General features: G+C 43.2%; 14 protein-coding genes. 8 read left to right on the plus strand and 6 right to left on the minus strand.

Annotated features, from left to right (window positions below):
* The first annotated feature begins 44 nt into the window (after positions 1-44).
* Positions 45-539: a methylated-DNA--[protein]-cysteine S-methyltransferase gene (locus tag WH96_RS10430; RefSeq protein WP_047764079.1), complete on the plus strand. Its 495-nt coding sequence runs from the start codon at positions 45-47 to the stop codon at positions 537-539.
* A gap of 57 nt (positions 540-596) precedes the next feature.
* Complete coding sequence (locus tag WH96_RS10435; protein ID WP_047764080.1) at positions 597-1,580, plus strand: quinone oxidoreductase family protein; 984 nt, start codon at positions 597-599, stop codon at positions 1,578-1,580.
* Between the two features lie 135 nt (positions 1,581-1,715).
* Here the strand turns inward: WH96_RS10435 and rho are convergent, their stop codons facing one another.
* The 3 genes from rho to hemE all read right to left on the minus strand — a co-directional run bounded on the left by rho (position 1,716) and on the right by hemE (position 4,712).
* Positions 1,716-2,972: a transcription termination factor Rho gene (gene rho / locus WH96_RS10440; RefSeq protein ID WP_047764081.1), complete on the minus strand. Its 1,257-nt coding sequence runs from the start codon at positions 2,970-2,972 to the stop codon at positions 1,716-1,718.
* 240 nt (positions 2,973-3,212) lie between these two features.
* Positions 3,213-3,656: a protoporphyrinogen oxidase HemJ gene (gene hemJ / locus WH96_RS10445; RefSeq protein ID WP_047764082.1), complete on the minus strand. Its 444-nt coding sequence runs from the start codon at positions 3,654-3,656 to the stop codon at positions 3,213-3,215.
* 24 nt (positions 3,657-3,680) lie between these two features.
* Positions 3,681-4,712 (minus strand): uroporphyrinogen decarboxylase, encoded by a 1,032-nt coding sequence (hemE, locus tag WH96_RS10450; RefSeq protein ID WP_047764083.1) that lies wholly within the window; start codon positions 4,710-4,712, stop codon positions 3,681-3,683.
* Between the two features lie 685 nt (positions 4,713-5,397).
* Here hemE and WH96_RS10455 point away from each other — a divergent pair.
* Genes WH96_RS10455 through dnaQ form a run of 5 tightly spaced genes read left to right on the plus strand, consistent with a single transcriptional unit; the run spans position 5,398 to position 9,164 of the window.
* Complete coding sequence (locus WH96_RS10455; RefSeq protein ID WP_047764084.1) at positions 5,398-6,219, plus strand: pyruvate, water dikinase regulatory protein; 822 nt, start codon at positions 5,398-5,400, stop codon at positions 6,217-6,219.
* Complete coding sequence (locus WH96_RS10460) at positions 6,212-6,841, plus strand: Maf family protein (RefSeq protein WP_047764085.1); 630 nt, start codon at positions 6,212-6,214, stop codon at positions 6,839-6,841. Before WH96_RS10455 ends, WH96_RS10460 begins: the two co-directional genes overlap by 8 nt.
* On the plus strand, positions 6,842-7,714 hold the full coding sequence (locus WH96_RS10465) for a shikimate dehydrogenase (RefSeq protein WP_047764086.1): 873 nt from the start codon (positions 6,842-6,844) through the stop codon (positions 7,712-7,714).
* 56 nt (positions 7,715-7,770) lie between these two features.
* Positions 7,771-8,427, plus strand: coding sequence for a dephospho-CoA kinase (gene coaE, locus WH96_RS10470; RefSeq protein ID WP_047764087.1), 657 nt, complete (start codon positions 7,771-7,773; stop codon positions 8,425-8,427).
* 38 nt (positions 8,428-8,465) lie between these two features.
* Complete coding sequence (gene dnaQ, locus WH96_RS10475) at positions 8,466-9,164, plus strand: DNA polymerase III subunit epsilon (protein ID WP_047764088.1); 699 nt, start codon at positions 8,466-8,468, stop codon at positions 9,162-9,164.
* 93 nt (positions 9,165-9,257) lie between these two features.
* Here dnaQ and secB read toward each other — a convergent pair whose 3' ends face one another.
* Together secB and WH96_RS10485 are read right to left on the minus strand one after the other, a co-directional pair.
* The gene (gene secB / locus WH96_RS10480) at positions 9,258-9,758 is read right to left on the minus strand and encodes a protein-export chaperone SecB (RefSeq protein WP_047764089.1); all 501 of its coding nucleotides are present in this window, start codon (positions 9,756-9,758) and stop codon (positions 9,258-9,260) included.
* A gap of 125 nt (positions 9,759-9,883) precedes the next feature.
* Entirely contained in the window at positions 9,884-10,537 is a 654-nt protein-coding gene (locus WH96_RS10485; RefSeq protein WP_047764090.1) for a DUF2306 domain-containing protein, read from the minus strand.
* A 140-nt stretch (positions 10,538-10,677) separates the two neighbouring features.
* On the opposite strand from WH96_RS10485, the gene WH96_RS10490 reads away from it, so the two are divergent.
* Positions 10,678-11,592, plus strand: coding sequence for a LysR family transcriptional regulator (locus WH96_RS10490; RefSeq protein ID WP_047764091.1), 915 nt, complete (start codon positions 10,678-10,680; stop codon positions 11,590-11,592).
* A gap of 8 nt (positions 11,593-11,600) precedes the next feature.
* Here WH96_RS10490 and WH96_RS10495 read toward each other — a convergent pair whose 3' ends face one another.
* A complete protein-coding gene (locus WH96_RS10495; protein ID WP_047764092.1) occupies positions 11,601-12,158 on the minus strand; it encodes a histidine phosphatase family protein in 558 nt (185 codons plus the stop codon).
* Positions 12,159-12,272: the final 114 nt, after the last annotated feature.

Below are 12,272 nucleotides of genomic sequence, written 5' to 3' on the forward strand. Positions count from 1 at the left end.
TTTTTCCTAATCCTATTATAAGCCTCTGACAACCGGGAACTTCTATGTATCATTTAACCTTTTCTTCGCCACAAGGCTATTTGGATATCGCGGAAGAAGATAACAAAATAGTTCGATTGCAATGGATTAGTGACAAAAATCTCTATGAACAATCCTCTACACCTTTGCTTCTAAAATGTAAAAAACAGCTAAAAGAATACTTTGCCGGAGAACGGAATAATTTTGATGACATTCCTTTGGCACCAAAAGGAACAGATTTTCAAAAAAATGTATGGCAAGCCTTATACAGAATTCCTTATGGAAAGGTAAAAACCTATGGTGATATTGCCCATGAGATTGAATCTGTCGCAAGAGCGGTCGGTGGTGCCTGTGGTGCAAACCCTATACCTATTATCATCCCTTGCCATCGCGTCATTGCAGGAAATCAGGCACTCGGTGGTTTTTCCGGTGGTGAAGGCGGAAAATCAAAAAAAGAACTCTTATTTCTAGAAGGTTATAAACACTTTGAAGAAAACCAGCCAAATCTTCCCGGACTTTGAGTAACGGTTACTAATACCGAAAACAGGTTTTAATAATTATACAAACACAGGTGAAACATGAACAAGGGCATTAAATTTTACGAATATGGCGGACCGGAAGTTCTTCATTACGAAGACATTGAAACTGGTAAACCTGGAAAAGGGGAAATAAGACTAAAACAAACAGCTATCGGGCTTAACTTTATAGATGTATACCATAGGACTGGCCTCTACCCACAGCCATCACTTCCTTCGGGTATAGGTTTAGAAGCTGCTGGCATTATTGAAGATATTGGTCCCGGCGTCACAGATCTCCATGTCGGAGACCGAGTTGCCTATGGCACTGGACCAATAGGCTCTTACGCAGAACATAGAATAATCCCGGCAGATAAAGTCATTCTTATTCCTGAAAGAATTTCAGATGAAGAAGCGGCCTCTGTAATGCTGCAAGGAATGACCACTGAGTATCTCATAAGACGCACCTATTGTGTTCAACCGGGCGACCTTGTTCTTTTCCATGCTGCTGCAGGTGGTGTCGGATCTCTTGCGATCCAATGGCTCAACGCATTGGGCGCAACTGTTATTGGTACGGTCGGCTCTGAAGAAAAAGCAGAAATAGCCAAAGCAAAAGGCTGTCACCACATCATCAATTACAAAACCGAGAATTTTGTCGAACGGGTGACAGATATTACAGACGGCAAAGGCGTAAACGTTGTTTATGACTCAGTTGGTAAAGACACTTTTGAAGGGTCTCTTGATTGCCTGAAGGTCCGCGGTACCATGGTTACTTTTGGCAATGCATCCGGCCCTGTTCCTGCTATAGAGCCTCTTATACTCAATGCAAAAGGTGGCATCTATCTGACCCGTCCAAGTTTAGCCCATTATTGTGGAACTCATGATGAAATGACTGCTTCGGCAAATGCTTTATTCCAGGCAATCTCTTCTGGCGCAATCCAAATTGACGTCAATCAAAGCTATGCATTGTATGACGCCCGTAAAGCACATGAAGATCTGGAAGCAAGAAAAACCACAGGATCAACCATTCTTGTTCCTGAGCACTAGGACTAAGCTTGATCAGAGCTGAATAGTTAAAGAGTTAATTAGTTCTGACCAACAATTTAATAATCGTATATCTAAAAATAAAAAAGGGCCGCCAGTTTTCTTTGGCAACCCTTTTTCTTGTCTGGATTAAACCAATTACTGGTTCATCGAATCAAAGAATTCGTCATTGTTTTTGGATGTTTTCAGTTTATCAACCAAAAACTCTACAGAATCTGTCACACCCATTGGTGTAAGAATACGGCGAAGAACCCACATTTTACTCAGTGTTGCCTTGTCGACCAGCAGCTCTTCTTTACGTGTACCGGATTTACTGATGTCAATCGCAGGATAGGTACGTTTATCAGAAAGTTTGCGATCAAGGACAATTTCAGAGTTACCTGTACCTTTAAACTCTTCAAAGATCACTTCGTCCATGCGGCTACCAGTATCGATAAGAGCCGTGGAGATGATCGTCAGGCTGCCGCCCTCTTCAATGTTACGTGCAGCACCAAAGAAGCGCTTAGGACGCTGTAGCGCGTTCGCATCCACACCACCGGTCAAAACTTTACCGGAACTCGGCACAACTGTGTTGTAAGCACGGGCAAGACGCGTGATGGAATCAAGAAGGATAACGACATCCTTTTTGTGTTCAACAAGACGTTTTGCTTTTTCGAGAACCATTTCAGTTACCTGAACATGGCGATGAGCTGGTTCATCAAAGGTAGAGCTAACCACTTCTCCTTTAACAGAACGTGCCATATCAGTTACTTCTTCCGGACGTTCATCAATAAGAAGAACAATCAGGAAAACTTCTGGATGATTTGCCACAATTGATTGGGCAATATTCTGCATCAAGACGGTTTTACCGGTTCTTGGCGGCGCTACAATCAATGCACGCTGACCTTTACCCAGTGGTGTCACCAGGTCGATCACACGGGTCGTCATGTCTTTTTTGGTTGGATCATCAAGCTCAAGCTTGAGTTTTTCGTCCGGATAAAGCGGCGTCAGGTTATCAAAATTGATTCTGTGACGTGAAGATTCCGGTTGATCAAAGTTAATTTGGTTAACTTTCAGAAGGGCAAAATAGCGTTCACCATCTTTTGGCGCGCGAATTTGACCTTCGACAGTATCACCCGTTCTTAAACCGAAACGCCTTACCTGACTTGGACTGACATAAATGTCGTCAGGTCCTGGCAGATAGTTTGATTCCGGTGCACGGAGAAAACCAAACCCATCTTGTAAAATTTCCAAAACGCCCGAGCCAAAAATAGGCACATCGTTCTCAGCCATTTGTTTGAGGATGGCGAACATCATGTCCTGCTTACGCAGGGTGCTGGCGTTCTCTACTTCAAGTTCCTCTGCAAGCTTTAGAAGCTCTGCCGGACTTTTTACTTTGAGATCTTGTAAGTTCATATGATGGAAAAGTTTGGTTCAGTTAATAATGAACGAGATGATAAGGATGCAACAAACAAGTTAAGATTTATAAAAGGCTTCGTCTTTTTTGCGACGATCCTCAAAGACCTGATATCCTGTTGCAATGTAAATCGGAGTAACGGGCTGTTGAAGTTGGCCCACGTTTGCTAGCGGGGTGAATTATAGTACCTCAAAAAGGAAGTCAAGTAAAAGAATTCTCTTTTAAACTAAATTTTAGACTTAAAATGGCTTCACGACTGCAAAAATAACGATAACAATCATTAAAACGGTCGGAATTTCATTAGCATAGCGATAAAAACGTTCACTTCGCGTGTTTTTGTCCACTTGGAAAGCTTTCATCCACTTTCCGGCGATTTCATGAAAAACAGTTAAAGCAATCAAAAGGGTTAATTTGCCGTGAAACCAGCCATCGCTATAGGCTTCAATATTTAAAACCAAAAGAATCCCAAAAAGCCAGCTGGCCATCATTGCCGGGTTCATTATGAAGCGAAAAAGCTTCCGCTCCATAACTTTAAAAATCTCTGACCGTTCGGAACCGACAGGAACCTGTGTATGATAAACAAAAATGCGCGGAAGATAGAGCAATCCTGCCATCCATGAGATAACAGAGATAATATGCAGAGCTTTTATCCAGAGATAGCCCTCACCTAAAAATCCACCCATTAGCTAGAAATTCCTGTCTTAAATTCAGCCCCTGACGAGCCTTAGCATTTTTTCAACATTCTCGATTGGTGTTTGTGGCACAATGCCATGACCAAGATTGAAGATAAAGGGCCCATCACTGAGATCGTTCATAATTGTTTCAATGGATTTTTCGAGGATTTCACCACCTGCTACGAGCACGAGCGGATCCAAATTACCCTGGACAGTAACATGAGTTTGAATGTTATCTCTGGCCCAGGATGTAGATAAAGTCGTGTCCAGACCCAAGGCATCAGCTCCGCTTTCTTTAGCAAAAACTGGATAGCTGTCCCCTACTCCCCTTGGAAAGAGAATAACCGGGACGTCTGGATAAACTGATTTGATTCCAGCTATAATCTGTTTACAGGGTTCCAAACACCAACGATGAAGAGCAAATTCGGGCCATACACCTGCCCAGGAATCAAAAATCTGTACAGTTTCTGCACCGCTTTCAATCTGTTTGATTAGATATCTCGTTGTTGCTTCAACGACCAGATTGATAATTTGATCAAACTCTTCTGGTTTTGAGTAGGCCCAGGTTTTTGCCTTCGCATAATCTTTGGAAGAACCGCCTTCTATCATATAGCTGGCGACTGTCCAGGGAGCCCCGGCAAAGCCGATTAAGGTAGTTTCTTTTGGAAGTTCTTCTTTCAAGCGACCAAGGGTTTCATACATTGGAGCTAAAATTTCATGAAGATTATCCATATTTAGCTTTGATAGATCTTCTATGGAATTAAGGGGTTCCAGTTTAGGGCCTACGCCTTCTTCAAACCATACCTTTTGACCAAGTGCATGGGGAATAACCAAAATATCACTGAACATGATTGAAGCATCAAACCCAAATCTGCGAATGGGCTGAAGCGTTACTTCTACTGCGAGATCCGGTGTGTAACAAAGATCGAGGAAGCCGTTCGCAGATGCTCTTGTTTTTCTATATTCTGGTAAAAATCGGCCTGCTTGTCTCATAAGCCAGATCGGTGTGCGTTCTGTTTTTTCGCCTTTTAGGGCGCGTATCATGAGTTTGTTTTCGGTTTTCACGATCTCTTTGAACCTCGCGTTAAGAGTTATCTCTATTAATATACTATGTAATAGTAATTATTTGTTGTTGTTGTAGATCCCTGTGAATCACGAGGATTAGTCAGTTATTCATAACTTGTCCTCAAGCTTCAAGTCTTCAATTTAAATTTTTCGTGATTCCTGATTGTTCTGTGAATTTCATCGTGGATTGAAAATGGGGACTCGTTAATGAATCTCGGAGTCCTATTTTTTCCTTAATAACCTTAATTACGGGGATAACTTTTTTATGTTTCGGAGTCCTTTTACAAGTTTTGCACAGATGTGAATATTGCAGCGAATTGTCGCATAAGGTGAGGGAGAGACTTGGGGACAGCGTGTGTAGAAAAAGGGCATGTGGACAAATAGCTATAGTTATCCACAAAGTTTTACGCACTACCCCCAACTTTGTTCACATTTGAGAGCACGATCCGGATAGTCGTGTTGTTTGAAGAATAAGGTATTGTTTTTCTTTGGCTTGGTGTTTGTTCTGGCGTTTAAAAAGGGGGGGAATATTACCGATCCAAAGTTAGCTATTCCTTGTCGAAAATATGAAAATAGACCGCTTTCCTCTTAGACACGGTTTCGTGTTTTATACTTAATGTGTATGTATGAAGCACAATAATGTGCCGGGAAGCCGAAAGGCAGAGCCAAGAGTTCGGAAGTAGATATGTCGCAAACCCATTTACACCTTGTTTCAGATTCCACAGGTGAAACGATCAATTCTGTCGCTCGTGCCTGTATGGTGCAGTTCAAAGTGGAAGAACCTATTGAACATGTCTGGAGCTTGATAAGAACCAAGGTTCAAATGGAAAAGGTTCTTCTTCAGATCCGACAAAAACCTGGACCTGTTCTATTTACAGTTGTTAATCAAGAGCTTAGAGAAATTTTAATCCGCGAATGCCGGCGATTGGGATTACCTTCTATTCCGGTTCTTGATCCGGTTATTCATGCGCTGGCCAGCTATTTCAATCTTGAAATGTCGGGTAAACCGGGGCTGCAGCACACGCTGGATTCAGAATATTTCAATCGAATTGAAGCGATGAATTTTGCTTTGAATCACGATGACGGCCAGCTTCCACAAAATTTGAATGATGCCGAGATTGTATTGTTGGGCGTTTCCAGAACATCAAAAACGCCAACCTGTATCTATTTGGCCAACCGGGGATACAAGGCAGCGAATGTTCCTATTGTTCCGGGGTGTCCTTTGCCAAAAGAACTGGAAAGCCTTAGTAATCCTTTGGTTGTTGGCCTAACAAAAGATCCGGCAAGCTTGATGCAGATCCGCCGCAGTCGTTTGAAAATGATCTCTAATGAAGAAGAAACAGATTATGTTCACCTGGAATCCATCAAGGAAGAGGTGAAAATGGCGCGGAAGTTTTGTAACGAACATCGTTGGCCAATTATTGATGTGACCCGTCGTTCTATCGAAGAAACAGCGGCAACAATCATTAAACACTATCATCGTCATATGGGTATTGCCGATGAATAGGGTTATTGAGCAAGAAAATCTGGACCAAACCCCTGTTATTTTAGCATCTGCAAGCAAAGCGCGTGGACTACTTTTAAAAAATGCCGGCGTTCTGCTCGCAGATCTGTTGCCCGCCGCGATTGACGAGGATGAAGTTAAACAGTCTTTAAAAGCCGAAGGTGCAACAGCTTTACAAGTTGCGGAAACCCTTGCTGAGCTTAAGGCACGCAAAATCTCTATGACAAATCAGAACTCTTTTGTTATTGGCGCAGACCAGATGCTGAACTGCAACGGGGTCTGGTTTGATAAACCAGGCGATCTGGATCATGCCGGGGCTCACTTAAAGGCTTTGTCCGGGAAAACCCATCAGTTGGAATGCTCGGTCTGTGTGGTAAAAAATGGCGAGAGACTCTGGCACCATAATGAAACGGCTTCTTTGGCCATGCGTCCTTTGGATGATGATTTTATCGCCGCCTATCTGAATAAATTGGGGGATGATGCGCTTTCTTCTGTTGGCGCGTATCAACTGGAAGGCATAGGCGCACAGCTTTTCCACAGGATTCAGGGGGATTATTTCACAATCCTGGGGCTTCCGCTTCTCCCTCTTCTCACATTTTTACGACATAACAGGATTCTGGCTTAGATGATTCTTTCAGGGAAAGCCCGCTTGGCCGGGGTAATTGGTTGGCCTATATCCCATTCAAAATCCCCACGGTTGCATGGTTACTGGCTTGAAAACATGGGAATAGACGGTGCCTATTTACCCCTTGCCATTGAGCCTGATAACTTTGAAGACGCTTTGCGTGGGTTGATGTACTCAGGATTTAGCGGTGTAAATGTTACTGTTCCGCACAAAGAAGCTGCATTGAACTTTTGCGATGAAGTTGATCCGCTTGCGAAACGAATTGGAGCTGTGAATACCATCGTTTTCAAAGACGGACGTTCTTATGGCTCTAATACCGATGCATTCGGATTTATTGAAAATTTGAAACAAGGTACTGAAAATATTGATTTTTCCCTTGATTTCTCTGGGGCAAAAACAATTGTTCTGGGTGCTGGCGGTGCATCCCGTGGTGTGATTGTCGCTTTGCAGGATGCAGGGGTTCAAAACATTATCCTCGTGAACCGAACCAGAGAGCGCGCGGAAGTCCTCGCCGCTGATTTATCATCAGGTGCTGATGGTATGATTACAGTTGCTGATTGGGATGATCGCAATGATGTGCTTAACGACTGTGATTTACTGGTAAACACGACAAGCCTTGGCATGGCAGGCCAGCCACCTTTGGAACTATCACTGGATAAATTACCAAAATCCTGTGTCGTAACGGATATTGTTTATGCGCCTTTGATTACGCCCCTTCTTGGTATGGCCGAGGAAAATGGAAATAAAACCGTGGATGGCCTCGGTATGTTATTGCATCAGGCAAGACCTGGGTTTGAGGCCTGGTTTGGCGGAAAACCAAAGGTAACAGAGGATTTGCGCACATTTGTTCTCGGCAAGAGGGATAATTCCTGATCGTTGCTTTGGGGGCGTTGCTTATGTTTTGCTGTATCGGGAACGGATTGTTTTAAATGCATGTTCTTGGACTTACGGGTTCTATTGGAATGGGAAAGTCGACCGCTGCCAAGATGTTTCAGCGATTGAAAGTTCCTGTGCATGATGCAGATGCTGTTGTTCATCAACTGATGAGTAAGAATGGAGCCGCAGTTCAGGAGATTTCTGCTCTTTTTCCTGAAACCAAGACAGCAACCGGGATTAACCGTAAAAAGCTTGGCGATGCGGTTTTTGGACAGCCGGGAAAATTAAAACAGCTGGAAGCCATTTTACATCCCCTCGTTCGACAAAAAATGCATCGTTTTATCGATCGCTATGCGAGACAAAGAAGAGAGCTGGTTGTTTTGGATATCCCGCTACTTTTTGAAACAGGCGGAGACAAGTTTTGTGACAGTGTCCTTGTTGTTTCCTGTCCCAAATATATACAAGATCAGCGGGTGTTATCGCGCACAGGAATGACGGTGGAAAAATATCAAGGAATACTGAAAAAACAGATGCCGGATATGGGAAAAAGGGCGCGGGCTGACTTTGTCATCAGATCAAATCAGGGACGACGATATTCTTTTCAACAGGTACAACAGATTGTTGAAAAGCTGGGATCAAGTGATAAAAGAGCAAGTGGTAAACAAGATAGAAGGTTTTCTCCACATCTGTCGCTGGTATGCAAACAGTAAGTTTATACAAACAGTAATCTAGGATTTAGATAATCAATATGCGTGAAATTATTCTGGATACAGAAACGACTGGTTTTAAACCTGAAGAAGGCCACCGTATTGTTGAGATTGGGTGTCTGGAAGTTTATCAGAACTTGCCAACAGGTAAGTCATTACAGCTTTATATAAATCCTGAACGTGATATGCCGGAAGGTGCCTTTAAAGTTCACGGCATTAGCGAAGAATTCTTGGCAGATAAACCACTTTTTGCCAATGTTGTTGATGAATTTCTGGAATTTATCGGCGAAGATCCTCTGGTGATCCATAATGCACCTTTTGATATGAAGTTCCTCAATTCGGAACTCAAATGGGCAGGTCGCCCAAAGCTGAAAAACAAGCCCATTGATACGGTAGTGATTGCACGAGAACTTTTTCCGGGGTCCCCTGTTAATCTGGATGCTTTGTGCCGTCGATTTGAAATTGATAACTCGTCGCGTACCTACCACGGCGCTCTACTGGATTGTGAACTTCTTGCAGAGGTGTATCTGGAACTTCGGGGCGGTCGCCAACATGGATTTGATCTCGGTGCAAAAAAAGCAGCTTCTTCTGCAAATAGTAGCAGCCAGAGACAAGGTATAAATCGTACCAAAACTGGCAAGAAAGTACGTGAAGCAAGACCTCATATCGTTCCAGAAGAAGAGTTAGCGGCACATAGTGCAATGCTTGAACTTCTAAGCGATCCAATCTGGAAAAAATAGCCAATCTGGAAAATAGAAGACCTCATAAATTTTTGCGAAACTAAAAAAGGGCAGCCGCAGCCACCCTTTTAAAAAAACCGATGTCAGAAGACTTTAAGCGTCTGCTGTTTTTTCGTCTTTTGCCATTTCAGCATTTGCTTCGGCAGCAGCAGCTTCGCTTTTACGCTGCATGAACATCTGATGGAAATCAATCGGGTTCATGATCAATGGCGGGAAACCACCGTCTCTTGTTATGTCTGCAACGATGTTGCGCGCAAATGGGAAGAGATAACGAGGTGATTCGACCATCAACAATAGCTCAACGATCTGTGATTCAAGACCTTCGGCAAGGGTAACAACCCCACCGTAATCAAGTTCGATCATGAAAGCAGTTTTGTCGTCGATTGTTGCAGAACCGCGGATGTTCAAAACAACTTCGTACGCTGTGTCGGAAAGTTGTGTCGGTGTGACATCAACATTGATATCCAGCTGTGGTGCCTTTTCTGACATCATTGGGTAGATCATCGGTGAATGTGGATTTTCGAATGACAAATCCTTGATGAACTGCATTTTGATAACCAGCGGCTGTTGCTGGGCGGTTGTTTCTTCAGCCATAAAAAGCTCCCTAAATGTTTGCCTGATTGGCTAGCATGCTTTGAAGGGCTGAACAACCAACGATTAGGTTAGATACCAAAAATTCATATTTGATTTTGTTCTAAAATCGCGAGCAGAGTGGCATGTCACATGGGTAGGGATGCGGGCAGTGACTTTGTTTTATCTTTGAAATCATTAGTGTTTAGTCTGAGATAGATTTCGGCGATACCAAAATTTATAAGCCAGCTTGCCCAGGAAAGAGCAATGTAACCTGTATCAAATTGGTATCCGAGGGCGGGGGCGATGGGCAAACCCAATCTAAGAGTGACCGCGGCCGCTGTTAGAGCAAAGGATCTGAGCATCCATCTGCTGTGCGCCTGAAATTGTCGGTTTCTTGCACAGATATATCCTTTCCCGGTAACGTAGAGCCAAACGACTGAAAGCAGCGCAAAACCAGCTACAGCAATCGGGCCGTATTCCGAAGACCACGCAATGATGAAGCCACCGATACCGCCGATGAGGACAGCAATTATGTAAATACGTCCTGTCCAGCGATGTAATTTTGGAATTTTTGTTCTGAATCTGCTAACAAATTGCCAGGGGCCAATTAGAAGCGCGGTCAAACTACCGGTCACGTGGGCAAGAAAGGCTGTTTTATGGTTGATATAATTTTCAAGAATTTCCGGCGCGACATGGGGTGGATTTGGTAGAAGAAACCGCAGGGATAAAAGAGATATTGCAGTTGCTGATAGCATGATAAACAACCAAAATCCTTTTTTGGCAATGGATGGTAAGGTCATTATTTTTATCCAGTCTCTTCAAATTATTCTAATGGCATCTGTTTTGCGCACACCAAAAGAAGGTGCTGCTTGATAGTATTGATGACAATTATTTTGAATAGGCCTGGATATTATTCCACTGCATATTTATTATAATTAACATGCATAAAATTCATAATACTAATATTGATCTAAATTTATTGAAAATTTTCAATGCGATCTATTCAGAAAGAAGTATTTCGCGCGCAGCTGAACATCTGGGAATGTCACAATCAGCAGTCAGCCATGCGCTGCAAAGATTAAGACACGCGTTGGACGATCCGCTTTTTATCCGCTCTAAAAATGGTGTTGATCCAACAACACGTTCTGACGAAATTGCGGGACCGATTTTTCAGGCTATTTTGCAGATCAACGGCGTTATAACGCAACCATCAAGCTTTAGCCCTCGGACGTCTGATCGCGTTTTTCACTTTGGCCTGCCAGATCATGCTGTTGCGCGTTATGCACCGCTTATTCTCGAGCGGTTCGCAAAAGAGGCCCCTAATTTGTCGATCAGTCTGTATCCTCATCCTGTTCACCAACTTATAGAGATGATGGAAAATAATCGTTTGGATATGGCGGCCACGGTTTGTCATAGCCCCCCTGCACGATTTCGGACGCTAAAATTATTTAAAAGCCACCATGTTGTGATTGCTGCAAAAGACCACCCCTTTATTCAGGGAATGCTTAGTTTGGCTGATTATAAAAAGGCACGTCATCTTGTCTATTCCAGTGATGGCAACAGGCACTCATACCTGGATGATATACTTCTGCCGCTTGGTGTAGAGCGTGATGTCGCCGTTACTATTGCATCACATATGGCTAGTCCGATTATCGTATCAAACAGTGATTTGATTGCGACGACAACGATGGAACTGGTGCAGCCTTTTCTTAAACGTTATGGGCTACAGGTTTTTGAGCCGCCGTTTCCCGTCGGTGATGTGGATATCAAGCTGATTTGGCACCAACGCCACGATAGAGATCCGGCACATCAATGGATGCGTGAACTTACGCAGGATATAACCCGTAATGTTTGATCGAGAAGTTACTTTGTTGTGGAGACAGCAGTTTCAATTGAGAGAGAACTCAGATCGATGTTAAGGATGGCACCGTTGTCTATTTCTTCGCCAGTTAAACCGCGAATAAAGGCCCAATGACTAACAACAAGTGTTTTTGACCAATCCCCAAATGACAGCATTTTTTGTTGAAATGCCTGACATCTCAATTTCACTTGATGTTCGGTTTCATCTAAGTCCGGCCACCAGCATTCCGATAGGTGTTGAAAATCCAGATGCGGCCATTCCCGGGATAGCTTTGAAGATGGGGATCCAATATCGCAGGAAAAAAAGGCGTGCTCGCGGACCAACTCTTCAATTTGAATCGGTAAGTTTAGAATATCACTGACAATTTCGGCAGTTTGAAGAGCACGTGTATAGGGGCTTGCCAAGATTCTGTTAATGTCTTTATCTTTTAGATGCTGGGCAGTGGTATGAATTTGTGATCGACCTTCATCAGTTAATTCCGGATCCGGAATGTTAGGATCAATACGTGTTTTTGCATAGGTCACGTTAAACTCGGATTGTCCGTGTCTGAGAAGGTACATTTTTTATCTCGTTTGTTTGATCTGACTCTTTACTGCATCTGGTAAAAGGCCAATGTGATAGCCAGTTATAAGGGATAAGAATATACAGAGATTGGAATCTTGAAAACCAAATAG

Source organism: Kiloniella spongiae, from assembly GCF_001026905.1.
GTDB classification, from domain to species: Bacteria; Pseudomonadota; Alphaproteobacteria; order Kiloniellales; family Kiloniellaceae; genus Kiloniella; species Kiloniella spongiae.